The sequence below is a fragment of the Pedobacter sp. 22163 genome (genome assembly GCF_052045595.1).
Taxonomy (GTDB): Bacteria; Bacteroidota; Bacteroidia; order Sphingobacteriales; family Sphingobacteriaceae; genus Pedobacter.
In genome coordinates, this window is the sequence record NZ_JBQEPM010000004.1 from 17,156 (window position 1) to 43,339 (window position 26,184).

At 38.7% G+C, this 26,184-nt stretch carries 27 protein-coding genes; 19 read left to right on the forward strand and 8 right to left on the reverse strand.

Features of this window, described 5'->3' with window-relative positions:
* Nucleotides 1–44: 44 nt before the first annotated feature.
* Nucleotides 45–947 carry a LysR family transcriptional regulator gene (locus ACTJKN_RS11150; RefSeq protein WP_440824988.1) on the reverse strand — a complete coding sequence of 301 codons (903 nt, stop codon included), beginning with the start codon at nt 945–947 and terminating at the stop codon, nt 45–47.
* A 99-nt stretch (nt 948–1,046) separates the two neighbouring features.
* Here ACTJKN_RS11150 and ACTJKN_RS11155 point away from each other — a divergent pair, with 99 nt between their 5' ends.
* On the forward strand, nt 1,047–1,676 hold the full coding sequence (locus tag ACTJKN_RS11155) for an NAD(P)H-dependent oxidoreductase (RefSeq protein ID WP_440824990.1): 630 nt from the start codon (nt 1,047–1,049) through the stop codon (nt 1,674–1,676).
* On the forward strand, nt 1,648–1,932 hold the full coding sequence (locus ACTJKN_RS11160) for a putative quinol monooxygenase (RefSeq protein WP_440824992.1): 285 nt from the start codon (nt 1,648–1,650) through the stop codon (nt 1,930–1,932). Before ACTJKN_RS11155 ends, ACTJKN_RS11160 begins: the two co-directional genes overlap by 29 nt.
* Here ACTJKN_RS11160 and ACTJKN_RS11165 read toward each other — a convergent pair whose 3' ends face one another.
* Nucleotides 1,933–2,784, reverse strand: coding sequence for an EamA family transporter (locus ACTJKN_RS11165; protein WP_440824994.1), 852 nt, complete (start codon nt 2,782–2,784; stop codon nt 1,933–1,935). It abuts the gene before it with no gap.
* Nucleotides 2,785–2,900: 116 nt separating this feature from the next.
* Complete coding sequence (locus ACTJKN_RS11170; protein ID WP_230142616.1) at nt 2,901–3,248, reverse strand: hypothetical protein; 348 nt, start codon at nt 3,246–3,248, stop codon at nt 2,901–2,903.
* Nucleotides 3,249–3,367: 119 nt separating this feature from the next.
* Between ACTJKN_RS11170 and ACTJKN_RS11175 the strand changes: the two genes are divergently transcribed.
* The 5 genes from ACTJKN_RS11175 to ACTJKN_RS11195 all read left to right on the forward strand — a co-directional run bounded on the left by ACTJKN_RS11175 (nt 3,368) and on the right by ACTJKN_RS11195 (nt 8,480).
* Entirely contained in the window at nt 3,368–3,898 is a 531-nt protein-coding gene (locus ACTJKN_RS11175) for a superoxide dismutase family protein (RefSeq protein WP_108197209.1), read from the forward strand.
* Nucleotides 3,899–4,091: 193 nt separating this feature from the next.
* Nucleotides 4,092–4,625: an ExbD/TolR family protein gene (locus tag ACTJKN_RS11180; protein WP_440824997.1), complete on the forward strand. Its 534-nt coding sequence runs from the start codon at nt 4,092–4,094 to the stop codon at nt 4,623–4,625.
* A 309-nt stretch (nt 4,626–4,934) separates the two neighbouring features.
* Nucleotides 4,935–5,141, forward strand: a complete 207-nt coding sequence (locus ACTJKN_RS11185) for a bacteriocin (RefSeq protein ID WP_131528933.1) — start codon at nt 4,935–4,937, stop codon at nt 5,139–5,141.
* 61 nt (nt 5,142–5,202) lie between these two features.
* Nucleotides 5,203–6,363 carry an HlyD family secretion protein gene (locus ACTJKN_RS11190; RefSeq protein WP_440824999.1) on the forward strand — a complete coding sequence of 387 codons (1,161 nt, stop codon included), beginning with the start codon at nt 5,203–5,205 and terminating at the stop codon, nt 6,361–6,363.
* 5 nt (nt 6,364–6,368) lie between these two features.
* Nucleotides 6,369–8,480 (forward strand): peptidase domain-containing ABC transporter, encoded by a 2,112-nt coding sequence (locus tag ACTJKN_RS11195; RefSeq protein ID WP_440825001.1) that lies wholly within the window; start codon nt 6,369–6,371, stop codon nt 8,478–8,480.
* Nucleotides 8,481–9,036: 556 nt separating this feature from the next.
* On the opposite strand, the gene metK is transcribed toward ACTJKN_RS11195, so the two are convergent.
* A complete protein-coding gene (gene metK, locus ACTJKN_RS11200) occupies nt 9,037–10,287 on the reverse strand; it encodes a methionine adenosyltransferase (protein WP_029277640.1) in 1,251 nt (416 codons plus the stop codon).
* Nucleotides 10,288–10,512: 225 nt separating this feature from the next.
* Here metK and ACTJKN_RS11205 point away from each other — a divergent pair, with 225 nt between their 5' ends.
* The 5 genes from ACTJKN_RS11205 (at nt 10,513) to hisS (ending at nt 14,396) form a co-directional block, all read left to right on the forward strand.
* Entirely contained in the window at nt 10,513–11,394 is an 882-nt protein-coding gene (locus ACTJKN_RS11205; RefSeq protein WP_440825004.1) for a diacylglycerol/lipid kinase family protein, read from the forward strand.
* Nucleotides 11,395–11,542: 148 nt separating this feature from the next.
* Entirely contained in the window at nt 11,543–11,893 is a 351-nt protein-coding gene (locus ACTJKN_RS11210; RefSeq protein ID WP_230142598.1) for a translation initiation factor, read from the forward strand.
* Nucleotides 11,894–12,014: 121 nt separating this feature from the next.
* A complete protein-coding gene (locus ACTJKN_RS11215; protein ID WP_440825006.1) occupies nt 12,015–12,209 on the forward strand; it encodes a hypothetical protein in 195 nt (64 codons plus the stop codon).
* Nucleotides 12,199–12,813 carry a LytR/AlgR family response regulator transcription factor gene (locus ACTJKN_RS11220; RefSeq protein ID WP_440825008.1) on the forward strand — a complete coding sequence of 205 codons (615 nt, stop codon included), beginning with the start codon at nt 12,199–12,201 and terminating at the stop codon, nt 12,811–12,813. Before ACTJKN_RS11215 ends, ACTJKN_RS11220 begins: the two co-directional genes overlap by 11 nt.
* Before the next feature lie 191 nt (nt 12,814–13,004).
* Complete coding sequence (gene hisS, locus ACTJKN_RS11225; RefSeq protein ID WP_440825010.1) at nt 13,005–14,396, forward strand: histidine--tRNA ligase; 1,392 nt, start codon at nt 13,005–13,007, stop codon at nt 14,394–14,396.
* Nucleotides 14,397–14,505: 109 nt separating this feature from the next.
* Here hisS and ACTJKN_RS11230 read toward each other — a convergent pair whose 3' ends face one another.
* Nucleotides 14,506–15,243 (reverse strand): class I SAM-dependent methyltransferase, encoded by a 738-nt coding sequence (locus ACTJKN_RS11230; protein ID WP_440825011.1) that lies wholly within the window; start codon nt 15,241–15,243, stop codon nt 14,506–14,508.
* A gap of 162 nt (nt 15,244–15,405) precedes the next feature.
* On the opposite strand from ACTJKN_RS11230, the gene ACTJKN_RS11235 reads away from it, so the two are divergent.
* Nucleotides 15,406–16,704: an MFS transporter gene (locus tag ACTJKN_RS11235; RefSeq protein WP_440825013.1), complete on the forward strand. Its 1,299-nt coding sequence runs from the start codon at nt 15,406–15,408 to the stop codon at nt 16,702–16,704.
* Between the two features lie 130 nt (nt 16,705–16,834).
* Here the strand turns inward: ACTJKN_RS11235 and ACTJKN_RS11240 are convergent, their stop codons facing one another.
* Both ACTJKN_RS11240 and ACTJKN_RS11245 read right to left on the reverse strand, forming a co-directional pair.
* Nucleotides 16,835–17,857: an IS110 family transposase gene (locus tag ACTJKN_RS11240; RefSeq protein WP_440825015.1), complete on the reverse strand. Its 1,023-nt coding sequence runs from the start codon at nt 17,855–17,857 to the stop codon at nt 16,835–16,837.
* Between the two features lie 503 nt (nt 17,858–18,360).
* A complete protein-coding gene (locus ACTJKN_RS11245) occupies nt 18,361–18,741 on the reverse strand; it encodes a VOC family protein (RefSeq protein WP_025141902.1) in 381 nt (126 codons plus the stop codon).
* Nucleotides 18,742–18,855: 114 nt separating this feature from the next.
* Here ACTJKN_RS11245 and ACTJKN_RS11250 point away from each other — a divergent pair, with 114 nt between their 5' ends.
* From ACTJKN_RS11250 to ACTJKN_RS11265, 4 genes are all read left to right on the forward strand, one after another.
* Complete coding sequence (locus ACTJKN_RS11250; RefSeq protein WP_440825018.1) at nt 18,856–20,136, forward strand: replication-associated recombination protein A; 1,281 nt, start codon at nt 18,856–18,858, stop codon at nt 20,134–20,136.
* Nucleotides 20,137–20,202: 66 nt separating this feature from the next.
* Entirely contained in the window at nt 20,203–21,675 is a 1,473-nt protein-coding gene (locus ACTJKN_RS11255; RefSeq protein WP_440825020.1) for a DUF5687 family protein, read from the forward strand.
* Nucleotides 21,676–21,677: 2 nt separating this feature from the next.
* Nucleotides 21,678–22,370 (forward strand): ABC transporter ATP-binding protein, encoded by a 693-nt coding sequence (locus tag ACTJKN_RS11260; protein ID WP_440825022.1) that lies wholly within the window; start codon nt 21,678–21,680, stop codon nt 22,368–22,370.
* Nucleotides 22,371–22,547: 177 nt separating this feature from the next.
* A complete protein-coding gene (locus ACTJKN_RS11265; RefSeq protein ID WP_208745766.1) occupies nt 22,548–23,225 on the forward strand; it encodes an OmpA family protein in 678 nt (225 codons plus the stop codon).
* A gap of 588 nt (nt 23,226–23,813) precedes the next feature.
* Here ACTJKN_RS11265 and ACTJKN_RS11270 read toward each other — a convergent pair.
* Entirely contained in the window at nt 23,814–24,158 is a 345-nt protein-coding gene (locus ACTJKN_RS11270; protein ID WP_131028267.1) for a hypothetical protein, read from the reverse strand.
* A 105-nt stretch (nt 24,159–24,263) separates the two neighbouring features.
* Here ACTJKN_RS11270 and ACTJKN_RS11275 point away from each other — a divergent pair, with 105 nt between their 5' ends.
* Nucleotides 24,264–25,289: a Gfo/Idh/MocA family oxidoreductase gene (locus ACTJKN_RS11275; protein ID WP_440825025.1), complete on the forward strand. Its 1,026-nt coding sequence runs from the start codon at nt 24,264–24,266 to the stop codon at nt 25,287–25,289.
* 78 nt (nt 25,290–25,367) lie between these two features.
* Nucleotides 25,368–26,141, forward strand: a complete 774-nt coding sequence (locus tag ACTJKN_RS11280) for a zinc-dependent peptidase (RefSeq protein ID WP_440825027.1) — start codon at nt 25,368–25,370, stop codon at nt 26,139–26,141.
* The last annotated feature ends 43 nt before the right edge of the window (nt 26,142–26,184 follow it).

The window sequence follows — 26,184 nt, forward strand, 5'->3', positions numbered from 1 at the left end:
CAAAATTAAATCAGGGATCTAACCATGATCATTTTCGATATAAACTATATACTAACCATAACCTCCTTAAAAAGTTTTTTAATGATGTGAATTTCTGATGCATACTGGGTGTTTTTCCTACAACCAAAGTATAAAGTGTTGGTCAGTTTTGAGGCGCCTTCCCAAATTACTTTTACTTTTTCTTCTTCAACTTCTTTTTTGCAAAGAAAATCGGGTATAATAGCTAAACCTTTTCCTCCGGATAAGCAGCGCACAATCGAATTGAGGTTAGGTACAATGTAATTAGGGCGAAAATCGGCATGCTTGCCAAAGTTAAGCTGCCAGAAACGTAGAAGGTGCTCCATATCGCCAGCTGTTCCATACCATTTTTGCTGTTTTAACCAGGTTTCCATTCCGGCCAAATCTTTCTTTTTAACCAACGAGTCAAAAGTTTGGCCATCAGTTTCTATTCCGCCTACTAAAACAATGGTTTCAGAAGAAAAAGCCTCATGTTCTACATTGGCCGAATTGCCTTTTTGTGGGGTAATAATCAGGTCTAAAATGCCTTTATCCAATTGATCTAACATTTCAGGATATTCGCCGAAACGGATAATCACATTAAAAGGAAGTGTAGATATATATTGTTCGAGCGTAATCTGAAAAGTTTCGAAACACATGCCTACGCTAATGGTTGGTGTATGTTTTTCTGTGCTTTTTTGAAAATGCTTTTCGGCATCCTCAAGTTTTGTAAGCGGCTCTACAATGAAATTATAAAGCACTTTTCCTTTTTCGGTTGGGATCATCTTCCTGCCCGTACGCTCAAACAGCTTGTAGCCGACGTAACTTTCTAAAGAACTTAAGTGCAAACTTACCCCAGGCTGCGAAATAAACAGATTTTCTGCCGCACCAGTTAAGGTTCCTGTTTTATAAATTGCCTTAAAGCTTCTATACCATTCTAAATTAACCATAATCTTGCTATTATAATTCTGATACAAAGCTATGAATTAACTTGTTTTAATAATAGGTTTGGGCGCTGTAATTTTGTCTTATCAAAAAAGAAAAACGAAATGACAAAAATATTCATCATCAACGGAGGACAAAAATTTGGTCACTCTGGCGGCAGGTTTAACGAAACAATAGCTGATGCAACAGCCAGTTTCTTTTCCTCATTGGCAGATTTCGAAGTAAAAACAACCAACATCAATCATAATTACGATCCAAAAGAGGAAGTGGAAAAATATGTTTGGGCAGATGTTGTAATTTATCATACACCCATCTGGTGGTTTCAGTTACCACATGGGTTTAAACAATATATCGATGTTGTATTTACTGAAGGGCATAAAAAAGGAATTTATGTAAGTGATGGCCGTAAAGCAGATAACCCGACAAGAAATTACGGTACCGGTGGAATGTTGCATGGCCGTAAATACATGGTAACATCATCGTGGAATGCCCCAAAAGAAGCATTTACCTTACCTGAGGAATTTTTTATGGAAACCAGTGTAGATGATGGTGTATTGTTTGGTTTTCATAGAATGAACGCTTTTACCGGAATGGAACGCATAGATGGCATCCATTTTCACGATGTAGAAAAGAATGCAGATATTAGAAGTGCACTTAAATTGCACGAGGAACATTTAACCCAACATTTTTTAAATACAAGAGTATATGAGCATTTATCTAACAGCAATTGTTAAAAGTAAAAAAGAAACCATAGCGGCATTAAGAACTATGCTGCTGGATATGGTTGCAAATTCCCGTAAAGAGGAAGCCTGCATTCAGTACGATCTGCATGAATCTCCAGTTGATAATACTTTTATTTTTCAGGAAGAGTGGAAAGATCAGGCAGGTTTGGATCTCCATGACCAGCAGCCTTATATTTTAGCCTTTGTAGCACAGGTAGATACGTTAACGGAAGGTATTGTAATCTATAAAACAGAAAAACTGGCCTAATTACAGTTTTGCACGCCTGGCGGTTAATGAAGAACCCGCAGAAGCAATAACAACGAAAGCCACGGCAAAACACTCTTTTAAAGTGAGGTATTCTTGTAAAAAAACGAGTGCAGCTAATGAAGCCATGGCGGGTTCGAGGCTCATTAAAATACTGAAAGTACGGGCAGGGAGCTGCTTAAGGGCTCTCATTTCGAGGGTAAATGGGATGGCGCTTGATAGTAGCGCAAGCGCTGCTCCTAAACCCAGTAATTTCGGATTAAGGCCACTTAAACCGCCGCTAAAAATACCAAATGGCAAGATGACCAGGGTAGCAAATAACATTCCAATGGCAACGGCATCACCGCCTTTCATTATTTTTGAGATCCTACCGCCTAATATAATATAGCCTGCCCAAAAAATACCAGCTAAAAGTGCCAACAATACACCCACAACATTTAGCCCTGTACTGGTCCAGGGGGCAATTAGTGCAATGCCGGCTGCGGCCAGTATTACCCAAAGGAAATCCACAGGTTTTTTAGATCCAAAAATAGCCAGGCCCAATGGGCCAACAAATTCTAAAGTTACGCCTAAGCCGATCGGAATTCTTGCTATAGCCATATAGAAAACCATATTCATTACCCCTAAACAAACACCGTATAAGGTAACATATTTCCATTGTTTGGCATTTAGTTTAAATAGGTTTGGCCTAAAAGCGACTAATAAAATGACCGCTGATAAACCGATCCGTAACGAGGCGGTAGCAGCGGCCCCAATTTGTGGGAAAAGCCCTTTTGCAATTGCCGCCCCACATTGCACGCTGATAATAGACAGTAAAACGGCCGGTATGGGTGGGATATTGATTTTGCTTTTCATCTGTCGCTCGTAAATGAGGCGCAAAATTACGGAATTATAACCTGCCAATATTTTAAAATAAAAAAAGGGAGAATCAGATTACGCTAATTCTCCCTCTAAATTAAATCTTTAGGCTATTAACAAAAAAGTTCCTGTTCGTCTCTATTTTCGGTTGGAATTTTCTTTAAGAAATCATCAAATGCCGGCCCCTCATTATCAGAGTAGATACCGTAAGCATCTAATATATACCCAATATTTTTTTCCTGATCTTCTACCAGATACAATACTGAATTGTCTGCAGGGTCTGAGTCTCCTTCAAACCGATAAGTTTTAACAATGGTTAAATCTTCGGGTTTATAAATTTTTCCGAGCGATTTACTTTGCATCTTACCATGATCAGAAATTTTTAATTCGTTATCTTTTCCTTTCAGCCTCAATTTCTCCAAAATTTGACTTAAAGTGTTCATTGCAATTGGCTGTTCCATAGTTATACGATTTTATACTGATTAAACAAGTGGCATTCGAAATGGTTTTCCTATCCTTCTTTTTAAAGCAAACTAAATGATTGTCAATCTGTTTCTTATCTAAACTAAATTTTTATAAAATGAAAAAATATCTTTTAAGCTTAGCTATTGCAGGCGTAGCACTTATCAGTGCTTGTGCCAAAACCGACAAAGAAATTGCTCAGGCCACTTTAACCGAAACAGCTGATAATACAAAAACTATTGGAACGGCAAAGTTTTACGAATTAAGCGATGGAAAAATTAAGATGGACATCGAGATGAATTTTGCTGCGCGTGCAGACAGTAATGTTGCGGTCCACTTTCACGAACATGGCGATTGCGGCAATATGGGCGAAAATACACACGGCCACTGGAACCCAACTAAAGAAGCTCACGGCAAATGGGGATCTGCCGCTTATCACAGCGGTGACATTGGCAACATCATGTTAGATAATAAAGGCCATGCCACACTTTCGGTTACTACCGATAGATGGAGCATTAAGGATGGCGATATTAAAAATATTATCGGTCGTGGAATTATTGTGCATGGCGGTACCGACGATTATACTACACAACCAACTGGTAACTCAGGGCCACGGGTAGGTTGCGGTGTAATTGAAGCAGTGAAGTAATTTGTATATTAGTTTGATCGTCATTTCGAGCGGAGTGCAACGCAGTCGAGAAATCTATTAAGATCTCTCCATTTTACTGCGTTTCAGTCGAGATGACGATTTTCTGTTGGAGTCTTTAAGCGATTAAATTTTTAATCGCTTTTTTTATGCAATTTGATAGGGCTTGTCATCATCATTAAAAACCTAAATTATTATGGCAACATTAAACGAATCTCAAAGCGGCAAGGCTGCGAAAGGAAGAACCAAAAAACCAGCCCCAAGGGTAGATCTTACCGCAATGGTTGATCTGATGTTTTTATTGACTGCATTTTTTATGCTCACCACTTCTTTGGGTAGCTTAAATGCGGCCGATATTGCTAAGCCGGATAAAACGGACACAGATGTTGTAGAAAATTATCCCGAATCACGTACCATGACCATCCTGCTCGGCAAAAACAACAAGGCCGTTTGCTACATGGGTACGATAGAAAAGGCAGATATGCACATTATACCTGTGGCAAACATTCAAAAAGAAATCAGTAAAAATGAAAAACTGGTTGCCGAAACTCATCAGCATAATCCAGCCAAATACATGATCGTCATTATCAAGCCAGCTAAAACGGCTAAATTCCAGGATTTTGTTGATGTAATTGATGAAATGAAAATTGCCAATATTAAGTCGTATGCGATTGATGACGATCATATTGCAGAAAAGGAGATTGAATTTATGAAAATGAACGGGATCTAAAGAAGCTATTTTTTTTAAAGCAGACTATTTAAAAAAACAGCGAATAAAAAGAATATAAAGCAGTTTGTGGCTAATGAATAAATTGAATATGGAAACTAATGCCCTAGTTTTTTGGTAGTGATTGCGTTTTTTGTTTATTGGAGGGCTTTTTTTTGGATCATTAACGAATCGTTACGTTTGTGTTAGATGCTTAATACTACATCCATATAGCTAATAATGTTACATTAGTCGAAGTGTTTGGCCAAGCATCAGGCGCATCCCGAAAAGCCTTCAAAAGAGTAGGACCTTAAAACTCAAAAAAAATCTAGTATGAAAAGTTTAGAATTAAAAAATCTTGGTGTTAAAGAAATGAACACAACTGAAATGTCACAAGTTGAAGGTGGTGGTATTGTTAACAATACTTTATCTGAACTTTTAGCTTCTCTTTCAGGAACTTTAAATGCAGTTGGTGCAGACACTTCAGCATTTTTAAGCAAAACAGTAACCAATGTTTTGAAACTTGTTTGGAGTCTATAAGCAATTTATTGTATCCGCTATTTTGGTTTCAGAATAGCGGATGCTTTACGATTTCAACACTATGGCGTTAACCAGCTACTCTACAGAAAGAATTTCAAATACCGCTCTCGTTTACCGTTCTCAAATTAGTAAATCAAGTCAGTTAATTTATATCGTTGCCGTGGCAGCCATTTTAATTGTTTTGATTGCCCTTCCATTTGTTAAAATACCCATTAGTATAAATGGGACAGGCGTTTTACAATCGACCATCGAAAAAACAGAACTTATTGTACCGGTTAATGGCCGGTTAATACAGTATAGACTTTCGGATAATAAAAGACTTAAACAAGGCGATACGCTTTTGGCTATTGATGCCGGGTTACCCAAACAGCAAGATGCTTTGGTAGAAACGCGTAAAAACCAGATCACCCAATTTTTGCAGGATATTCGTACACTACTTTCATTTAATGGTGGTTCATCCGATCTGCAAAGCGGCCAATATGTGGCTTCTTGGCAACAATATGTGCAGGAGTCAAAAAATGCTGGTATTGCAAAAAGACAAGCCGCGAGCAATTTTGCACGTTACAGTAAGCTCTATCAGAATAAAGTACTTACACAATCAGAATACGAAAAATACAAATACGAGCTAGAGCAGGCCGAATCGGTTTACTTAATGGTGCGTACCAAATATAAAACCCAATGGCAAACCGAAGCCAATGGTTACCGGAATGAGCTGCGCCAGCTTTCGGGGCAGCAGGCAGAACTTAACGAACAGAAAAAACAATATGTATTACGGGCGCCGATTGATGGTTCTGTGCAGAACTTAATTGGTTTGCAACAAGGTGCTTATGTTTTTGCCAACCAAAAAATAGGAGAGGTTTCTCCAGATGCAGGTTTGGCTGCTTATTGCTACATTAATCCATCAGATATCGGCCTGATCAGAAAAGGACAGGAAGTGCATTTTCAGGTCAATGCCTATAATTATAACCAGTGGGGTTTGGCGGTAGGTAAAGTGATCGATATTTCGGACGATATTGTGATCTTAAATGGTAACCAGCCTGCTTTTAAGGTAAAGTGTTTAATGGATAAAAATTTTCTGATGCTAAAAAACGGTTACAAGGGATACCTCAAAAAAGGAATGAATTTTACGGCCCGCTTTAAAGTAACCGACCGGAGTTTATATCAATTACTTTATGATAAGGTAGATGATTGGGTTAATCCGAATTTAATCCAAAAAACATAGAAGCAATGAGTACAAAAGTTAAGCAACGAGATATAACAGATTGTGGTGCGGCTTGTCTGGCTTCAATTGCTGCTCATTATAAATTAGATTTGGCCGTTGCCCGCATCAGGCAGCTTGCCGGAACTGATAAAAAGGGTACAACCGTTTTAGGACTTGTAGAAGCGGCCCAAAAACTAGGATTTGAAGCGAAAGGTGTTAAGGCACCTTTTGATAGTTTATTTAAAATACCTACGCCCGCTATAGCACATATCATTGTGAATGATATCCTTCAGCATTATGTAGTGATTTACAAGGTAAACAGCAAGTTTATAGAGGTGATGGACCCTATAGATGGGAAAGTGCATCGTAAAACGCATGATGAATTCAAAAAAGAATGGACTGGTGCTTTAGTCTTATTGTTGCCGTCAGAAGACTTCCAGACCGGCAATGAAAAAAAATCAATCCAGGGGAGATTTTGGAGTTTGATTAAACCACACAAAGGCATTCTGACGCAAGTTTTATTTGGTGCTATTGTTTATACTGTACTGGGTTTATCCACCTCTATTTTTGTTCAGAAATTAGTTGATTTTGTGCTGGTAGATGGTAACCATAATCTGCTAAACCTCATGAGTATAGCCATGATGGTTATTCTTCTGGTACAACTGTTTATTGGCTCGGCAAAAACAATTTTTACCTTAAAAACCGGTCAGTTAATCGATTCGCAGCTTATTTTAGGTTACTACAAACACCTGCTCCGTTTGCCACAACAGTTTTTTGATACCATGCGGGTGGGCGAAATTATTTCGAGGATTAACGATGCGGTAAAAATCAGAACGTTTTTAAATGATGTATGCGTAAATTTTGTAGTCAACATTTTTATTGTTTTCTTCTCATTCATCATGATGTTTACCTACTATTGGAAATTGGCACTCATCACGCTTACGGTTATCCCGTTATACCTGGTTATTTATTTTATTACCGATAAATTTAACAAACGTACGCAACGGAGGTTAATGGAAGATGCTGCTGAGCTCGAATCGCAATTGGTAGAAAGCTTAAACGCGGTAGGTACCATTAAACGTTTCGGCTTAGAAGATCATGCTAACGATAAAACCGAAACCCGTTTCATCAAGTTGCTCCAGGCAGGCTTTAAATCAAATATAAATGCCGTTGTATCAGGAACATCTACTGAGTTTATTTCGCGGATGATTACTATTGTATTGCTTTGGGTGGGAGCGGGTTATGTGCTAAGCAATTCGATTACCCCTGGAGAATTATTGTCGTTTTATACGTTGATCGGTTATTTTACAGGGCCTGTGTCCTCTTTAATCGGAATGAATAAAACCGTACAGGATGCCGTTATTGCTGCAGACAGGCTATTCGAAATTATGGATCTGGAGCGAGAAAGTGATGAGAACCAGATTGAACTGAGTGCCGATAAAATTGGCGATATTCATTTCGAAAATGTTTCCTTTCGCTATGGGGCAAGGCTACCCGTTTTCGAAAACCTGAATTTAACCATTCCACAAGGTAAATTTACAGCCATTGTGGGCGAGAGTGGATCAGGAAAATCAACGTTAATGTCTATCCTGCAGAATATTTATCCGATACAAGCGGGCAATGTGCGCATCGGTAAATATGATCTGAAATACATTACCAATTCGTCGCTTCGTAGAGTGGTATCGGTTGTGCCTCAGCAGATCGATTTATTTGCTGGTAATGTAATCGAGAATATAGCCATTGGTGAAGAAGAGCCCGATATGCAAAGGATTATTGATATTGCCACTAAACTGGGTTTAATTGGCTTTATTGAGGCTTTACCTAAAGGCTTTCAGACTTATCTGGGTGAAAACGGTACATCATTATCTGGCGGACAAAGACAGCGGATTGCCATTGCAAGGGCTTTATACCGCGATCCGGAAATTCTAATTTTAGATGAGGCCACTTCATCGCTCGATTCGGTTTCTGAGCAACATGTACAACGCATGATCGAGCTTTTAAAGGCTGAACAGAAAACCGTAATTGTAATTACGCACCGATCGAGCACCCTGAACAATGCTGATAAAATTATTGTACTGGATAAAGGTTTAGTGGTGGAGCAAGGCAGCCATCAGGAGCTGAAATACCATTTGGCCTAAACTTACGAAGTCTACCAAGACCGTAGCGCAGGCTGACTTCGTAAGTCTAGCAAGGAGGAATTTGAGTTATTTTTTTGAAAAGCAATTGCAGAAGCTCTTTTTATGTCAGTCCTGCTTTTCATTACAAGTCCGCTCCCGGTGAAGGACCGGGCTTACGGGCTTTTCATTTCAATCAGGTTTAGGTAGGTTAAGCCTTTGCTAATTACCGGAAGTCTGCACAGTTTCAGTGTATTATTTCTTAAGAGGATTATTTCCCCAAGAACCACCAGCCCAAGTTAAATAAACCTGACAGAAGCGGTACCGAACGCAGAGAGGTAAAGCGGATGGCAGGGCTTTCGGAACCGATGTGCGCAGAACCCTGCTTTTCAAAAAAGTATCAATTAATTTTTCTGTTGCTTGATGGCTCACAAATATTGGAATCGGCCAAGCACAGCCTACTTACGAAGTTTTGCCTACCCACTAGCCTTTGAAACTTCGTAAGTTTTGTGCTGGCAACAACAAAAAAGGCGTTCTGCACAGTTGCAAGAACACCTTTTCTATAAATTTATTAGAAGGATTAAATGCCGAAGGCAGCTTTAACCTGATCTACGTAATCTAATTTCTCCCAGGTAAACAAATCAACCGTAACTGTTTTTTCTTCACCGTTTGGTGTTCTGAAAGTTTTGGTAACCGTTTCTGGCGTACGGCCCATGTGCCCATAAGCAGCCGTTTCGCTATAAATTGGGTTTCTTAATTTCAAACGTTGCTCAATAAAGTAAGGGCGCATATCGAAAATAGATTCTACAATTTTAGCAATCTCGCCATCCGTTTTACCCACTTTACCAGTGCCATAAGTATTGATGTAAATACCCATTGGTTTTGCAACACCAATAGCATACGATACCTGAACCAAGATTTCGTCGGCTACACCAGCAGCTACCAGGTTTTTAGCGATATGGCGTGTAGCGTAAGCCGCACTTCTATCTACTTTACTTGGATCTTTACCAGAGAAAGCACCACCACCATGTGCACCTTTACCACCGTAAGTATCGACAATAATTTTTCTTCCAGTTAAACCAGTATCGCCGTGCGGGCCACCAATTACAAATTTACCGGTCGGGTTAATGTGGTATTCAATTTTATCATTAAATAAATGTGCGTATGCAGGATTGCTTTTGATAATTCTTGGGATCAGGATATTCACTAAATCAGTTTTGATTTTAGCCAACATCGTTGCCTCTTCATCAAAATCGTCATGTTGTGTAGAAATAACAATCGCATCGATACGCACTGGTTTATTGTTATCGTCGTACTCTAAAGTAACCTGGCTTTTTGCATCCGGACGTAAATAAGTGATTTCGTTATTTTCGCGGCGTAAAACAGCAAGTTCCTGTAATAATTTATGAGAAAGATTTAATGCCAAAGGCATATAATCTTCGGTTTCGTTTGTTGCGTAACCAAACATCATACCCTGATCGCCGGCACCTTGTTCTTCTTTGTTGCTTCTATCTACACCTTGGTTAATATCTTGAGATTGCTCGTGTATTGCCGATAAAATTCCGCAAGAGTTGGCCTCAAACATATATTCGCTTTTGGTATAGCCAATTTTCTTGATTACATCGCGGGCAATCTGTTGTACATCTAAATATGTTTTAGATTTTACCTCACCAGCCAAAATAACCTGACCTGTAGTTACCAAAGTTTCGCAAGCAACCTTTGATTCTGGATCGAAAGCTAAAAAGTTATCAATTAATGCATCCGAAATTTGATCGGCGATTTTATCCGGGTGGCCTTCAGAAACAGATTCTGATGTAAATAAATATGACATTTATTAAATAAATTAATGGTAAATAAACAAATTAATACTTGCCAAACCCCTTGGAAACAGGTGTTTAAATGATTGAAAGGAGGCATTAGCAATTTTTTTAAGTGGTTGCAATCCGGTCCCGAGGTGTCGGGATAGCAAATCAATCCACTTTTTTACTGGTGCAAAATTAGCATATTTTCTTTATTTCAAAAATTATAGATTATTTTGTGCATTCATTCTTACACTTTGCACACAAAGATCAATATCCTATTTATTATAAACCCTATCTCTGGTGGGCGAGGGAAATTACGCATCCCTGATTTTATTGATCAATATCTGGATAAGGAAAAGTTTAGCCCAAACTTTGTTTTTAGCGAATATGTTGGTCATGCCGGCGAATTGGCAGATGAAGCCGCGACTAAAAATTTCGATGTAATTGTTGCTGCAGGTGGCGATGGGACTATTAATGAGGTGGCCAGTAAAGTATTAAAACACAAAAAGATTTTGGGGATTTTACCACTTGGATCTGGAAACGGCCTCGCCAGGTTTTTAAGAATATCGAAAAATTTAAGGTATGCACTTTCCCTGATCAATAATTTTAAGGTTGATGAGATTGATACTGCCGAGTTTAATAACAAATGTTTTTTTAATCTGGCTGGCATGGGGTTCGATGCCCATTTGAGCGCTGTTTTTTCGAAAGATAAAAAACGCGGCCTATCAGGTTATGTAAAGCTGGGTTTTAAGGAGGTTTTTAACTATAAAGCCCAAACTTATTTGTTAAACATTGATGGCGCCGAATATACCAGAAAAGCTTTTGCCATTAGCATAGCCAATTCATCGCAGTATGGCAACGATGTTTATATCGCACCCAATGCTTCGGTAAAAGATGGTTTGCTTGATGTTTGCATTATTAAACCTTTCCCGATAATAAAATTGCCGTTATTGGGTTATGTAATGTTAAGGGGGAAGGCCGAAACATCAGACATGATTGAAATTATTAAAGGCAAAAACATTAAAATTACGAGAGAAAAAGCTGGCGCAGTGCATGTAGATGGTGAGCCTTTACAAATGGGGACAGAGATACACGCGGTAGTAAATCCACTCTCGCTCAAAGTAATTGTTCCTTGAGTGTGGCGCTAAGCGTGCGGCGGTTGGCGTTGATTCCTGATCAAATAGATTGCTTTGCACACTCAAATCTTGCCCTGCAACGAATTGTTAGGCTATGCACCCAAACTAATGAACAAGTGGCCAGTGAACCAATGAACTTTTATAAAACATGAAACCAAAGAAAAATAGTTTAAGTGATCTTGGCGGAATTATGTATTCTACCAATCCGGAGTTCGAATACGAAGAGGAAGTTGATGATACCGTTACTTCGCCAAACAATCAACAGGATTTAAGGGTAATGCTCGATAAAAAGAACCGTGGTGGTAAGGCGGTAACCTTAATTACCGGTTTTAGAGGGCGTACTGAAGACTTAGAAGTATTGGGCAAAATGCTTAAAACCAAATGTGGTGTAGGTGGCTCAGTTAAAGACGGCGAAATTATGATCCAGGGCGATGTACGCGATAAAGTAATGGGCATCCTTCAGAAGGATGGATACAAAGTGAAAAAAGCTGGGGGCTAGGCCTTTGTAAAATACTAAAAATCTGCTCATCAATTCTCATTGCAAACCGACTTATTCTCAATGTTGATTTTTAAATGGATAACACGTCACTACTTTCGTTGCACCATTTAAATCAATCAACATGAAACAATTATTATTTTTACTCTTTTTTATCATTTTTATAGACCTGCAAATTGTCCATGCTGCAACTATTGGTGGACCCGAAATAATTCTTCTCATTATGGTGGGCTTTATCTCAATCGCCGTAATGATCAGTTTTGTTTTCTTATGTCTATATTTATTTAAGAGATCTAAGCGGGTAGAAAATGAAAAATAAGATAGTTTTCGGGTTAACTTTTATTTTTGCGTATGGCATACAGGCAGCTCATGCTGCGATGTTGGGTGCACCCGAAATAATTATGCTTTTGGTAGCTGGCCTTGTCTTTTTCGGATTTTTTGGTGGCATTTTCATGCTGATCTACTTTTTGATTAAAAAAAACCGTAATACATCATCAAACGCTGCCCCGAATACAGTAGCCATAAACTTTGCACCTCCGCTTGCTTATCAAGACCCTACTATTGAAGAAAGAATCGACAAAAAGGAATCGATTAAAGGAAATACCAGAATAGCATTACCTCAACAGAATGAAATTAGATATGTTGGTATCGAAGAAATCATGAGGTGCGAGGCGGATAATAATTATACCAATTTCTTTTTTAGCGACGGTGATCAGCTGCTGATTTCGAAATCATTAAAAGAATATTCCGATCTGCTAAAACCCCACGGTTTTGTACGGGCACATCAAAGCCATTTGGTTAACCCGATATTTGTAAAAAGCTGGCTTAAGGAAGATGGTGGGACACTCTTAATGGATAGTGGCGATAAAATTCCGGTATCGAAACCAAATCGGGAATTGGTGAAAGAGGTTTTGGGGAAGTAATTTTTCATTCTATCACCACCAAGGCACAAAGAACACCAAGACAATTGATTGATTTGCCTTGGAGTGACTTGTTTATTGAAATAGAAAAACTTCTTTGTGTTCTTGGTGTCTTTGTGGTTCATCCAACATCCATTGCCTTCTTTTAAAAACTCTGTGGTTAATAAACCTTACATTTTTGTACTTTTGCGGCTATGTCAGTTATTAAACCCTCATTAGCAAAAGGTACCCGCGATTTTTCTCCGGTTGAAATGGTAAAACGCAATTTTATTTACGATACCATTAAAACGGTTTTCAGAAAATATGGTTACGCAGAAATTCAGACTCCAAGTTTCGAAAATCTTTCTACTTTGACAGGGAAATATGGTGATGAAGGCGATAAACTGATTTTTAAAATTTTAAACAGTGGCGAATTTCTTAAAGATCCAAAAAAGAAATCTTTCGATTTTGCAGATGAAGATAATAGCAATAAACTGATTCCGCTAATCTCTGAAAAAGCCTTGCGTTACGATTTAACGGTGCCTTTTGCGCGTTATGTAGTGATGCACCAGCACGAAATTACTTTGCCTTTCAAACGTTTTCAGGTGCAGCCTGTTTGGCGTGCAGACCGTCCGCAAAAAGGCAGATACCGTGAGTTTTATCAGTGTGATGTGGATGTGGTGGGATCTGAAAGTTTATTGAACGAAGCTGAATTTATTTTAATCTACAATGAAGCCTTGAGCAAATTGGGTTTGAAAGATTTCAGCGTAAAAATTAACAACCGAAAAATTTTATCGGGTATTGCTGAGATTATCGGTAAACCAGATTTAATTATCGATATGACCGTGGCCATCGATAAACTGGATAAAATCGGTTTAGATGGCGTAAGTAAAGAATTGTTGGAACGTGGTTTTACTGAAGCGGATTTAGAAAAACTTCGTCCGGTAATTTTGTTAGAAGGCACCAACGAAGAAAAGCTAACTAGTTTGAAAACCGTTTTGGCACAATCAGAAACAGGTTTAAAAGGTGTTGCAGAAATTGAACAGGTTTTTGAATATGTAGAAAGTTTGATTTCTTATAGCTTGCCGTTAACGGCTAAACTGGAATTGGATATTACTTTAGCGCGAGGTTTAAACTACTATACCGGCTGCATTTTCGAAGTTAAAACCAACGAAGTAGCCATGGGTAGCATTGGTGGCGGTGGCCGTTACGATGACTTAACCGGTATGTTCGGTTTAAAAGATTTAACCGGAGTTGGTGTTTCTTTCGGTGCCGACCGTATTTATGATGTACTAGAAGAACTTAACCTTTTCCCTGCCTCGGCAGAGGTTGGCACAAAAGTGTTGATCAGTAATTTTGATACAGAAGCTGAAAAATATGCTTTGCCAATTGTGCAGCAATTCAGAAATGCAGGGATTTCGGCAGAGTTGTACCCAAGTTCGGCGAAACTAAAAAAACAAATGGCCTATGCCGATGCGAAGAACATTCCTTATGTAATTTTAATCGGCGGGGATGAAATTGCAAGCGGAGAACTTACCCTAAAAGATATGCAAAGCGGTGAGCAGAAGAAGCTTAGTGTTTTGGGTATTCTGGAGTTGTTGAAATAGTTTTTGCATTTTTAACCGCAAAGAACGCGAAGGATTTCGCCGAGAGGCGCAGAGGATCGGTTATGTACCCGCTTTGTGCACTTTGCGCCTGCCTTTTTTTTCTTTGCGGTTAACCTAGTCTCCCAATCCGCAATAAAACCGGAAAATGAACATCCTTCTCCGCATCATCGCCCCAGGCTTCTTTTAATTCGGTAAACATATACTCTAATGGGTTGCGTTCATTCGCCTTTTTATAGTGCTGTAAAGAAGACCAGGTATTTAAATAGCCGATCATTTGGTTAAAATTCCAGATGGTTTTGATCTGAAAATGAGGAGCAACGATCTCTTCAAAAGGAAAAGGGATGGTTTTATAACCTTCTTCAATATAACGGCGTTCGCTGTCCCAATATTTACCCAAAATGTCTTCGTAAAGTTTATGTACAGCCTTGTCCACTTTTTTATCGATAAACATTAGTCCATAACCAATCACCGCGAAAAGGCCATTTGGTTTTAGTGTTCTTTTTACCTCAGCGTAAAATGCTTCGAAATTAAACCAATGGATAGCCTGTGCCACCGTAATCAGATCGAAACTAGCATTACCCACCGATGTCTGTTCCGCTGGTTCCACTTTGTAAGTAATATTTGGTAGTTGAAAAGCATTTTTTAATTGATTCTCGCTGATATCTGTCGCATAAACGGCATCGAAATGTTGGGCCAGTACACGCGCAACCTGACCATTTCCTGTAGCACAATCCCAGGCGGTCTCTTTGTTTTTTACTAGATTAAAAAGATAATCAAATAATTCCTGGGGATATGTTGGCCTGTAAATAGCGTAATCAGCAGATTGGGTAGAAAAATTATCTTTCATTTTATTAATGATTGAATATTGAATGAGAGAAGGAGTGAGTGAATAAAGTGAAAAGGACTCAGCTCTTTCCTTATAAAATTATTATATTTTTGGTTAAGAACTGTTGTTTAAATTAAATTTCATTCAATCATTCAAAATTCTCTCATTCAATCATTATCTATTATGGAAAAAGCATTACAACAGAACGAAATTAAGGATGTGGAATATCGGTTGAAATCTATATTTGGCGGTTCGGTCGGTAATCTTGTTGAGTGGTACGATTGGTATACTTATTCTGCCTTTGCACTTTATTTTTCTCCTGCCTTTTTCCCAAATAGTAACCCAACTGCACAATTGTTAGATACCGCAGGTATTTTTGCAGTAGGCTTTTTAATGCGGCCTATCGGTGGCTGGCTGTTTGGCAGCATTGCTGATAAACTAGGACGAAAACGTTCGATGACACTTTCTGTACTCATTATGGCGATAGGCTCATTAATTATCGGTTTAACCCCAGGTTACAAACAGATTGGAATTGCAGCTCCTTTATTACTCATTTTTGCAAGATTGATTCAGGGCTTGAGTACTGGTGGCGAATATGGAACTTCTGCCACTTACCTCAGCGAAATGGCTACCAAAAAACATAGAGGGTTTTATTCAAGCTTTCAATATGTAACCCTGATCGGTGGGCAGTTACTGGCTTTGGGCATTCAATTAATCTTGCAAAACTGGTTGCTAACCCCTGCCGAACTGCATGAATGGGGCTGGCGGATTCCATTTTTTATCGGAGCCATACTTTCTTTCATTGCGCTGTATCTACGTAGACATATCGACGAAACCTCGGCTTTTAAAAGCAAAAACTCGGCAGATAAAAAAGGTGGCATTGCGGTACTGATGAAATATCCAAAGGAAGTTTTTACCGTAGTAGGCTTAACTTTGGGCGGAACAATTGCCTTTTATACGTTTAGTACTTATATGCAGAAATTTCTGGTCAATACGGTTCACCTGAGTAAAGAAGCCTCTACAACATTATCATTCGTTTCGTTATTGGTTTTTGCCATTATGCAGCCGCTGTTTGGCCTGTTATCCGATAAAATTGGGCGGAAACCTTTATTAATCGGTTTTGGTGTGCTGGGTACTTTATGTACTTATCCAATTTTAACTGGTTTGGCCGGAGAAACCAATACTACTATCATATTCTTGCTGATGATTGGTGCTTTGATTATTGTGAGTGGCTACACAAGCATTAATGCCGTAGTTAAGGCAGAACTGTTCCCTGCTGAAATCAGGGCTTTGGGCGTAGGTTTACCCTATGCGTTAACTGTTGCCATTTTCGGTGGAACGGCAGAATATTTTGCGCTATGGTTTAAAAATATCGGCCATGAAAATTATTTCTACTGGTATGTAACCGGATGTATTTTAATCTCGTTAATTTTATATACCACCATGAAAGATACCAAACACCATTCGAAGATTGAGGACTAGATTTTTTGTGCCATCTGTCGTCATTTCGAGCGGAGTGCAACGCAGTTGAGAAATCTAGCTAGATAGATATCTCTCCCGAACGTTCGGGACTGTGCTTCAGTCGAGATGATTGTTATGATAAAAACAAATTTTAAGCAGCTATATTATAATTATTTTTATAGCTGGTCTGATTTTTTATAACTGCAGCAACTCTTAATGCTATCTTGTTTCTAACGGCATTAATTATGCTCATGCTGTGCTTCCCTTCATTCTTTTTTCTATTGTAATATATTTTGAATTCCTGATTATGTTGAATTAGAGATAATGCACACATATGCAGCAATCTTTTAAGCTCTTTATTGGCCATCCGGTGTACCCTGGTTTTACCTTTGATACTTATACCGCTACTGTGTTCAAATGGTACAACCCCTGCATAACAGGCCAGCTCTTTTCCACTGGGCCGACCTGCAAAATTTCCAGTGCAGCCAATCAGGTATACTGCGGTAACATGTCCTATCCCAGGTATACTGAGCAATAATTTGTAGTTCTGCTTGAAATCCTGGTTTCCTGTGATAATTTTTTTGATCTGATCTTCGAGGTTCTTGATTGACCTGGCTATACCCTCAATTGCATTTTTAAGTGCTTTTTCAATCAGCTTCTGATGTTCTTTACCATTGACATTGCCAAGTTCTTTTACCGAAACGCTGATGCCAGACCTTTGTTTGAGCAGCTTTGTCCTCGCTGATATCAGATCTTTCAGGAGCATCAGCTCGGGATCTAGGGCAGCTGTCGCCTTTAGATCATCCGCTTCCTTAAATGCATAGTTGCATAAACGTATACTATCTATTTTATCATTTTTACCCCTTGCTATCCCAAAGCTCCATTTGATATGGGCTGCATTGCCAATATGGATGGGCAGATTTATGTTGCTGCAGAAAGTCCATATTAAACGGTGATAGATCCCGGTATTTTCCATGACAATCAAGGAGTCCTCATTGAATGTGGTTTTCTGCGATTTCAACCACTTCTCAAATAACTTTATCCCTGCCGCTGTGTTGTCAAACCGTGCGGTTGCTATCTCCTGTTTTACATGGTTCACAACGGCCATCAATGCAACATCGAAGTGGGGTTTGGAAACATCAATCCCGATAAAAAATTTTGTAGTGGCAATCATCCTGTTATTTTTTATGTTTGTAATGGTTACCTAATTTTTACCCCATCGATCCTAGTCCTTAATAATGGGTATTGCCCTAATTGTTATCTGGTCACTAAGGGAAAAAACGGTAGCGGATTGCATCATCTCATAGGTATAAAAACCTTGACGAACTTTAATGTGCCGCTACCGTTTTAGGTAATCTGATTTATAATGTAAGCAAAGTAAATACTTGGTATCATTAAATAAAATATCAAAACAAATCTAAAGGACGACTTTTTTCTATATGTCAATCAGTGCTTCCGTGGCAAAAAGCTTAAATAGTCCTGGTTGTAACAGGATTATCGAGATATGCATTGTATGAGAGGTAAGCAAACTAAATGGTGATAAAATTGCCTTTCTCTGCCGTCCTCTTTGAAAACGAGGATGAATGATTTATTTCATCATCTACCATGAAAGATAAAGCCCTGAAATGAATTTACAGCGTAGCTTTCCGCTGCGCTTCAGGTCAGGGTGACGTCAAACTACAAATAATTACTCACCTCAATCAAATTCATATCCGGGTCGCGGAGGTAAATGGAGATAATTTTCCCATTGGCGCCGGTGCGTTCTACAGGCCCTTCCTCAATTTCGATGCATTTTTCTTTAAGTTCCTGCATCACCTCGCGCAAGGGGAAATCGGTAATAAAACATAGATCGGCTGTTCCGGGCATAGGTTTGAAAGCTTTTGGTTCAAACTCACTTCCGTATTGGTGCAGGTTAATTTTCTGATTCCCAAATTTCAAGGCTTTTCTGTTTTCGCCAAATTCAATAATTTCCATTCCCAGGGCAAGGCTGTAAAACCTGCAGGTGCTTTCTAAATTGGCAACCGTTAGTACAAGGTGATCTAAGTTTTTAATGTCCATAATAATAAATTAGAACTAAGCATTCGTCCTTTTGTTTTAAAACAGTTATGCTTTCAATATTTGGTTAGTAAATTATCGACAAACAAAATAATCAATTTTTATATATTTACCATTATGCAAAACCTGCCTCCTTTAGCCGAACGTATGCGCCCTCAAAATCTCGATGAATATGTTGGTCAACAGCATTTAGTTGGAGAAGGTGCGGTTTTACGCAAAGCGATCGAAAGCAGTCAGCTTCCTTCCATGATTTTTTGGGGACCTCCAGGTGTGGGTAAAACAACTTTGGCCTATATCATTTCGCAGGCATTAGATCGTCCGTTTTTTAACTTAAGCGCCATTAACAGTGGTGTGAAGGATATTCGGGACGTAATCGACAGGGCTGCACAGCTGAAGGATAGTTTTTTAGGCTTGCCCATTCTGTTTATCGATGAGATTCACCGTTTTAGTAAGTCGCAACAAGATAGTTTGTTAGGTGCAGTAGAAAGAGGTTTGGTCACCTTAATTGGTGCAACAACCGAAAATCCATCTTTCGAGGTAATCTCCGCTTTACTTTCCCGTTGCCAGGTTTATATTTTAAAATCGTTAACCGAAACGGAGTTAGCGGGTTTATTGGAAACAGCCATTAAAAAAGATAACATTCTTTCAGAGAAGAAGATTACTATAAAAGAGCACGAAGCATTGATCCGTTTATCGGGTGGTGATGCGCGGAAATTGTTAAACGTGCTCGAAATTGCCATTAATGGCATTGGTGGAAATAAAATTGTACTCACCAACGAAAATGTGCTGGCGCATGCACAACAGAACCTTGCGTTATACGATAAAGCCGGAGAACAACACTACGACATCATTTCGGCTTTTATTAAATCCATCCGTGGTAGCGATCCCAATGCCGCCGTTTATTGGCTGGCCCGGATGATAGAAGGAGGTGAAGATCCGTTGTTCATTGCCCGTAGGTTACTGATCTTGTCTTCAGAAGATATTGGCAATGCCAACCCCAATGCCCTGCTTTTGGCCAATAATTGTTTTACTGCAGTAAATGTAATCGGTTATCCGGAGGCGCGGATTATTTTATCGCAGTGTGTAACCTATCTGGCCAGTTCGCCTAAAAGCAATGCATCTTATGAGGCTATTAATAAAGCACAGGCTTTGGTTAAGCAGACCGGAAATTTGCCCGTGCCTTTGCATATCCGTAATGCACCGACCAAACTGATGAAAAATATCGGTTATGGAAAAGATTACCAATATTCGCACGGATATGAAGGCAATTTTTCACCGCAAGAATATTTTCCAGAAGAATTAAGCGGCACTAAACTATACGATCCAGGGAAAAACCCTGCAGAAGAGAAGTTGCGTGAAAAGCTTAAGCAGAACTGGAAAGACAAATACAAATATTAGTGTAACATTTTCTGCCTAATGCATACTAATAAGTATATTGACTAAAATCAAACACCTAAACTAAATATGCTGAGTACTTTTTTAAGCCATCAAAGAAAATCTTTCTGGCGTTCGCGAAACAGAGGCAGTAGTATTGCTGGCCAGATTGTTTTGGGTTTTTTTATGCTCTACTTCTTTGCAGTAGCCGTTGGGATAGGCTTTGGCATGAGTATTTTTCTTCCGAAAATTTTTCCAGATCAAAACATTCTAACAAGCTTTAACGGCATTATCCTCTATTATTTTGCATTCGATTTTATCATGCGTATGCAGTTTCAGGAGCTACCAACCCTTAGTATTATTCCTTATTTGCACCTAAAGATCCAGAAGAGTAAGATTATTAATTTTTTAAATGTTAAGGCATTATTCTCGGCATTTAATATCTGGCCATTCTTTATTTTTCTGCCTTTTTGTTTCATTAAAATTTCTGTTGAGTACGGAGCCCTGGTTACAATTATGTATATCGTTTCTATATTTTCGATCATGATTTTTAATAACTATCTGGTGTTGTACATCAAGCGGAAATCGATCACCAATACACTTTATACCTTTTTAGGCCTGGTTGTTATTGCAGCCTTTGCTGCTTTAGAATATTATAAGGTTATTTCAATCATGGCAGGTTCTGATGTGGTATTCAGGGCCATCGCTGCACAGCCTTTATATGGTTTTGTATTTACAATTGCTGCCTTTGGTGTTTTTTACTTCAATTCTAATTTCTTGCGTAAAAATTTATACGTTGAAGAATTAAGTACAAAGCAAGAGAAAAAAGGAAGTACCGACTATGCTTTCCTTAACCGCTTTGGTAAAGTTGGTGAACTCGCAGCCTTGGAACTCAAACTAATCCTTCGCCACAAACGTCCTCGTTCTTCGGTTATTCTTGGGTTCTTCTTCCTGTTCTACGGCTTTATTTTTTATAAAGAAAAAGCAATAGATCGCGATGCTTTCGGACAAATGATGTTTGGTGCTATTTTTATGACAGGGGTTTCGATCATTATTTATGGCCAGTTTATGTTTGCATGGCAAAGTGCCCATTTTGACGGGATATTAGCCAATAAAATCAATTTTAAAGATTACATCAGGGCTAAATTTTTACTTTTTACCATAGGCTGTACCATTATTACCTTACTGGCGAGTTTTTACGGGTTTTTAAGTCCGAAGTTATTGCTCTTACACCTGGCAGCCTATTTATACAACATTGGTTTTGGTACCGTAGTGGTGCTCTATCTTGCTACATTAAACTATAAAAGATTAGATATTACCAAAGCGGCAAGTTTTAACTACCAGGGCACGGGAGCTACACAATGGTTGTTAATGTTTCCTTATGCACTTACGCCAATATTAATTTATGTGCCGTTTGGCATGCTCAACAAACCTTACTGGGGTTTGGTTGCCGTATCTGTTTTTGGTCTGGCCATGTTATTATTAAGGAGCTTTTGGGTTAATTACATTGCAAAAAGATTAGAATTACAACGTTATAAAATAGCCGAAGGCTTTAGAGAATAATTATGATTTTAGAAGTTAAGAATTTACAAAAAGTTTATGGCGATAAAACCGTTGTAAACATCGAAGATTTGCAGATTGCTGTTGGTGAAACTGTTGGCTTGGTTGGGAATAACGGTGCTGGTAAAACCACTTTCTTCCGGATGCTTTTAGATTTAATCCGCCCAACTAATGGCGAGGTTTTATCAAAAGGTGAAAATGTAATGCACAACGATAACTGGAAGAATTATACTGCATCATTTTTGGATGAAGGTTTTCTGATTGATTATTTAACCCCTGAGGAATATTTTATTTTTATTGGCAGTTTGAATAACTTAAGTGTGGCTGACGTTTCAGCATACCTGAGCCAATATGGTGAGTTCTTTAATGGCGAAATATTAAACAGTGGAAAGTACATCCGCGATTTTAGTAAAGGAAACCAGAATAAAGTAGGAATTGCGGCTGCCCTGATGCAGAAGCCAGAAATCTTAATTTTGGATGAGCCTTTTGCCAACCTCGATCCAACAACACAGATCCGTTTAAAGAAACTGTTGAAGGAGCAAACAGGCAACATGACTACCTTTATTTCCAGTCACGATTTAAATCACGTTACCGACGTTTGTAACAGGATCATTTTGGTTGAAAAAGGGCAGATAATTAAAGATTTTAAAACAGATGAAAATACATTGAAGGAGTTGGAGAGTTATTTCTCTGCTTAGTTTTTGTACTAAGAATGATACATTATCAAAGAGTCTACATTATTCGGGACTCTTTTTTTTGTGCGTATAATTTTTATTTAGGGTAAAATTTGGGCAAAACAGATAGAAAATACAGTTCAGTAACTTTTTGGCATTGTGTTTGAATATAAGGAGTAGAAATTATAAATCTAGATTATTATGAGTATTTCAAAAGTAAGAATAGCAACATTAAGTATAGGGTTAGCAGTGGGTTCGATGGCATTCCAAAGTTGTGATAGTTTAACTAAAACACAAAAAGGAGCTGGTATTGGTGCTGCAGCTGGTGGTGTTATTGGTGCATTGATCGGTAAAAAAGCCGGTAATACAGCAGTAGGCGCCTTAATTGGTGGTGCTATTGGCGGTACAGCAGGTGCTTTTATCGGCCGTAGAATGGACAGACAGGCAGCAGAAATTCAGAAAGCTATTCCTAATGCAGAAGTTATTCGTGAAGGTGAAGGAATTATTGTAAAATTCGACAGTGGTATTTTATTCGACTTCGATAAAACGGCTTTAAAGGATGCAGCTAAAACAAATATCCAGAGTTTAGCTTCTTCATTAAATCAATATCCTGATACTGATATCAAAATTATCGGTCATACTGATAGCCGCGGTACAGAACAATATAACATGGGCTTATCAGAAAGAAGAGCAGCAGCAGTTAAAGCTTATGCCGTTTCTCAAGGTGTGCCTTCAACAAGGTTAGTTACCATTGGTAAAGGTTTTGCCGAGCCAATTGCAGATAACGAAACTGATGCTGGCCGTGCAGCAAACCGTCGTGTTGAGATTGTAATCGTTGCTAACGATGCATTAAAAGCGACAGCACAAAAACAAGGATAATATCGCAATTTCCCTCTACCTATGAGGTCATTATAAATCCAGCCCCAGTGTACATCCACTGGGGTTTTTTGTTGCCGTGTGAAACTTACGAAGTCGGCTTGGGCTGGGAGTCTGATAGACTTCGTAAGTTTTTCTTGCAGAGTTAGTTGTGGTGTCAGATGGTAACATCTGACACCAGATAATAAATTAGTCTTTTTTTTGAAAATCAGGTTCCTGTGCACATCGGTTCCGAAAGCCCTGCTATGCACTTCAAGCCTCCACTGCGTTATGGGCTTTCCGTTTCTATCAGGTTTAGTTAACCTGGATTCGGTGCTGGGCCAGGCTTGCGAAGTTTTCTAACTGTCCTGTAGCCCCAAATACTTGCACAAACTGAATGCTCTAAACGGGATTGAAGCGACATCCTCCCGATCCCGATTCTTCATCGGATTGGGAGATACCGCGAAAAGCCGGCTGACATTAAAAAAAGCAAATGACCTTGCTTGCCAAATCTTGAAATAAATCTTTGAATAGATTTGTGTCGGATGGTAACATCCAACACCACGATGTTAGAAATCTGTCAGATGGCAATATCTGACAGCACGATAGAATTTAAGAATAAATATCTTCAAAATAACTTACCACGAGCGATTTCATCAGCATTTCCTGCTCAAGCATGGTATAGGGAGGTATCGCTTTTATTAACTTCCAATGTGGCCAGCCATCCTGATCTAAGCCTTCTAGCTCATAAAAGCCCATTTCGCTCAATAAACGGCAGGTGGCAATGTGCATCAGTTCCTCTTTTTGGCGTTTACTGTATTTCTTTGGTCCTTTGCCCAATTCCTGAACGCCAATTAGAAAAAGCATTACTTTTAAATCAGGAAAATCCGAATCAAATTCCTTTGAAATCTTTTCCTGTAAAACTTTCCACTTGGCATTAATCTCCGACGGCTTCATATCTTGCAAAGATAATGTAAAAAGGTGTAAGGCATAAGTAAAAGCTTTGCTGTTTTAACATTAAAGCTTGAATCGTAATTGTATTTTTAGCTACATTTATAACCTATGGATACGAATATCAATAAAACAATTAATGCCGGTTTATTAGCTTATGGCATGTCAGGGACGGTTTTTCATGCTCCTTTTTTACAGGCACATAGTGGCTTCAATTTAAAGGCTATAGTAGAACGCAGCCATAAAAATGCAGTTAATGATTACCCAAATATTACAAGTTATGATAGTGTTGATGAGCTTTTAAATGATGCCGAAATAGAATTGGTTGTTATTAATACGCCCAATAATCTTCATTATGAGCATTCGAAAGCGGCATTAACTAAGCATAAGCATGTTCTGGTTGAAAAACCATTTACGGCAACAGCTGCGCAGGCAAAGGAACTTTTTGAGCTTGCCGATAGTGTAGGCAAACAAATCTTTTTCTACCAGAACCGCCGTTGGGACAGTGATTTTACCTCGGTTAAAAAAGTAATAGAAAGCGGTAAATTAGGCAAATTGAACGAAATGCACTTGCGTTACGATCGCTACCGTAATGTAATTGGACCGAAGGCATTTAAAGAAAACCCGGTAGAGGCCAGCGGACTTTTATACGATTTAGGCCCGCACCTGTTAGACCAGGTAATCTGCCTGTTTGGCAAACCATTGAGTTACCATAAAATTCTGGGTAAAAATAGAGTAGGTACTTTGGTCGACGATTATTTCTCGATCCAACTGAGTTACCCTAATAGTTTGTATGTTTTTGTTACTTCGAGCATGTTGGTGGTAAACCCACAGGCAGGATTTGTTTTACATGGCGTAAATGGAAGTTTCATTAAACAAAGAACCGATATTCAGGAAGAACAGTTGCTGGCGGGGATGAAATTAACCGATCCGGGTTACGGTATTGAGCCAGCAAGTAAAGACGGTTTATTAACAACCATTGATGCTGAAGGCCATAAAACTGAGGAGACAATCCCATCAGAAGTAGGAAGCTATTTGCCTCTTTTCGAAGCCGTTTATCAAGCAATAAATAATAATAAACCTTATCCGGTTACACGCGAGGATGTTTTGATCCAATTAGAAATTATCGAAAGCTAACCCTTATATGTGCCATCTGTTAAATTCGTGTAATCACCCTAAATCCCTGTAATCACATTAATCTGTGTAATCCCACTTATGAACTCGCTTCCACTTGCCTACTTAATCCCTATTTTTCTAATTGCCCTTTATCTCATCCTTAAAAAAAAGAAGGTTACTGTTGAACCTTTAACGGATGTAGACAAAAAGATACTGGATGATTATGTAGGATACTACCATAATCTCGATTCGACCGATAAGCTTAGATTTGAGCAGAAAGTGGCCGCGTTTTTCAGCACAGTTAAGATAGAAGGGGTTGGTTTAGAAATGACAACATTAGATGAATTGCTGATTGCCTCGAGCGCAGTTATTCCCATTTTCGGTTTCGACGATTGGCAATACAAAAACTTAACCAGCGTTTTACTGTATCCGGATACTTTTAATAAAGATTTTCAGTTTGAAGGTGGCGAAAGGAATATTATGGGAATGGTTGGTACAGGTTATATGAATGGACAGATGATTTTATCACGCTCGGCCTTGCGACATGGTTTTTCTAAAAGTGCCGGGAAAGAAAATACGGCTATCCACGAATTTGTACACCTTTTGGATAAATCTGATGGCGCAACAGATGGTGTTCCGGAGAATTTAATTGCGCATGAATATACTTTGCCCTGGATTAAGATGATGCATGAGGAAATGGAAAAAATTGAAGACAATAAATCGGATATTAATCCATATGCCATCACCAATCAGGCAGAATTTTTTGCTGTGGTTTCTGAATATTTCTTTGAAAAACCTGAACAGTTAAGGGATAAACATCCGGAATTATATTTTCAGTTAAGCCGCATTTTTGCGCAACAGCCTGCAGGTTAAAATGGTCAATTATCAAATAAAAATATTTACAATAATCTTCTGG

What these genes read in the sequence shown, in the direction of transcription:
- ACTJKN_RS11275 (WP_440825025.1), top strand. Translation starts at nt 24,264, where the DNA reads ATGGATACGAATATCAATAAAACAATTAATGCCGGTTTATTAGCTTAT.
- ACTJKN_RS11235 (WP_440825013.1), top strand. Translation starts at nt 15,406, where the DNA reads ATGGAAAAAGCATTACAACAGAACGAAATTAAGGATGTGGAATATCGG.
- ACTJKN_RS11215 (WP_440825006.1), top strand. Translation starts at nt 12,015, where the DNA reads ATGAAACAATTATTATTTTTACTCTTTTTTATCATTTTTATAGACCTG.
- ACTJKN_RS11265 (WP_208745766.1), top strand. Translation starts at nt 22,548, where the DNA reads ATGAGTATTTCAAAAGTAAGAATAGCAACATTAAGTATAGGGTTAGCA.
- hisS (WP_440825010.1), top strand. Translation starts at nt 13,005, where the DNA reads ATGTCAGTTATTAAACCCTCATTAGCAAAAGGTACCCGCGATTTTTCT.
- ACTJKN_RS11155 (WP_440824990.1), top strand. Translation starts at nt 1,047, where the DNA reads ATGACAAAAATATTCATCATCAACGGAGGACAAAAATTTGGTCACTCT.
- ACTJKN_RS11250 (WP_440825018.1), top strand. Translation starts at nt 18,856, where the DNA reads ATGCAAAACCTGCCTCCTTTAGCCGAACGTATGCGCCCTCAAAATCTC.
- ACTJKN_RS11160 (WP_440824992.1), top strand. Translation starts at nt 1,648, where the DNA reads ATGAGCATTTATCTAACAGCAATTGTTAAAAGTAAAAAAGAAACCATA.
- ACTJKN_RS11185 (WP_131528933.1), top strand. Translation starts at nt 4,935, where the DNA reads ATGAAAAGTTTAGAATTAAAAAATCTTGGTGTTAAAGAAATGAACACA.
- ACTJKN_RS11195 (WP_440825001.1), top strand. Translation starts at nt 6,369, where the DNA reads ATGAGTACAAAAGTTAAGCAACGAGATATAACAGATTGTGGTGCGGCT.
- ACTJKN_RS11175 (WP_108197209.1), top strand. Translation starts at nt 3,368, where the DNA reads ATGAAAAAATATCTTTTAAGCTTAGCTATTGCAGGCGTAGCACTTATC.
- ACTJKN_RS11170 (WP_230142616.1), bottom strand. Translation starts at nt 3,248, where the DNA reads ATGGAACAGCCAATTGCAATGAACACTTTAAGTCAAATTTTGGAGAAA.
- ACTJKN_RS11270 (WP_131028267.1), bottom strand. Translation starts at nt 24,158, where the DNA reads ATGAAGCCGTCGGAGATTAATGCCAAGTGGAAAGTTTTACAGGAAAAG.
- ACTJKN_RS11260 (WP_440825022.1), top strand. Translation starts at nt 21,678, where the DNA reads ATGATTTTAGAAGTTAAGAATTTACAAAAAGTTTATGGCGATAAAACC.
- ACTJKN_RS11180 (WP_440824997.1), top strand. Translation starts at nt 4,092, where the DNA reads ATGGCAACATTAAACGAATCTCAAAGCGGCAAGGCTGCGAAAGGAAGA.
- ACTJKN_RS11280 (WP_440825027.1), top strand. Translation starts at nt 25,368, where the DNA reads ATGAACTCGCTTCCACTTGCCTACTTAATCCCTATTTTTCTAATTGCC.
- ACTJKN_RS11165 (WP_440824994.1), bottom strand. Translation starts at nt 2,784, where the DNA reads ATGAAAAGCAAAATCAATATCCCACCCATACCGGCCGTTTTACTGTCT.
- ACTJKN_RS11220 (WP_440825008.1), top strand. Translation starts at nt 12,199, where the DNA reads ATGAAAAATAAGATAGTTTTCGGGTTAACTTTTATTTTTGCGTATGGC.
- ACTJKN_RS11150 (WP_440824988.1), bottom strand. Translation starts at nt 947, where the DNA reads ATGGTTAATTTAGAATGGTATAGAAGCTTTAAGGCAATTTATAAAACA.
- ACTJKN_RS11245 (WP_025141902.1), bottom strand. Translation starts at nt 18,741, where the DNA reads ATGGACATTAAAAACTTAGATCACCTTGTACTAACGGTTGCCAATTTA.
- ACTJKN_RS11230 (WP_440825011.1), bottom strand. Translation starts at nt 15,243, where the DNA reads ATGAAAGATAATTTTTCTACCCAATCTGCTGATTACGCTATTTACAGG.
- ACTJKN_RS11190 (WP_440824999.1), top strand. Translation starts at nt 5,203, where the DNA reads ATGGCGTTAACCAGCTACTCTACAGAAAGAATTTCAAATACCGCTCTC.
- ACTJKN_RS11255 (WP_440825020.1), top strand. Translation starts at nt 20,203, where the DNA reads ATGCTGAGTACTTTTTTAAGCCATCAAAGAAAATCTTTCTGGCGTTCG.
- ACTJKN_RS11240 (WP_440825015.1), bottom strand. Translation starts at nt 17,857, where the DNA reads ATGATTGCCACTACAAAATTTTTTATCGGGATTGATGTTTCCAAACCC.
- metK (WP_029277640.1), bottom strand. Translation starts at nt 10,287, where the DNA reads ATGTCATATTTATTTACATCAGAATCTGTTTCTGAAGGCCACCCGGAT.
- ACTJKN_RS11210 (WP_230142598.1), top strand. Translation starts at nt 11,543, where the DNA reads ATGAAACCAAAGAAAAATAGTTTAAGTGATCTTGGCGGAATTATGTAT.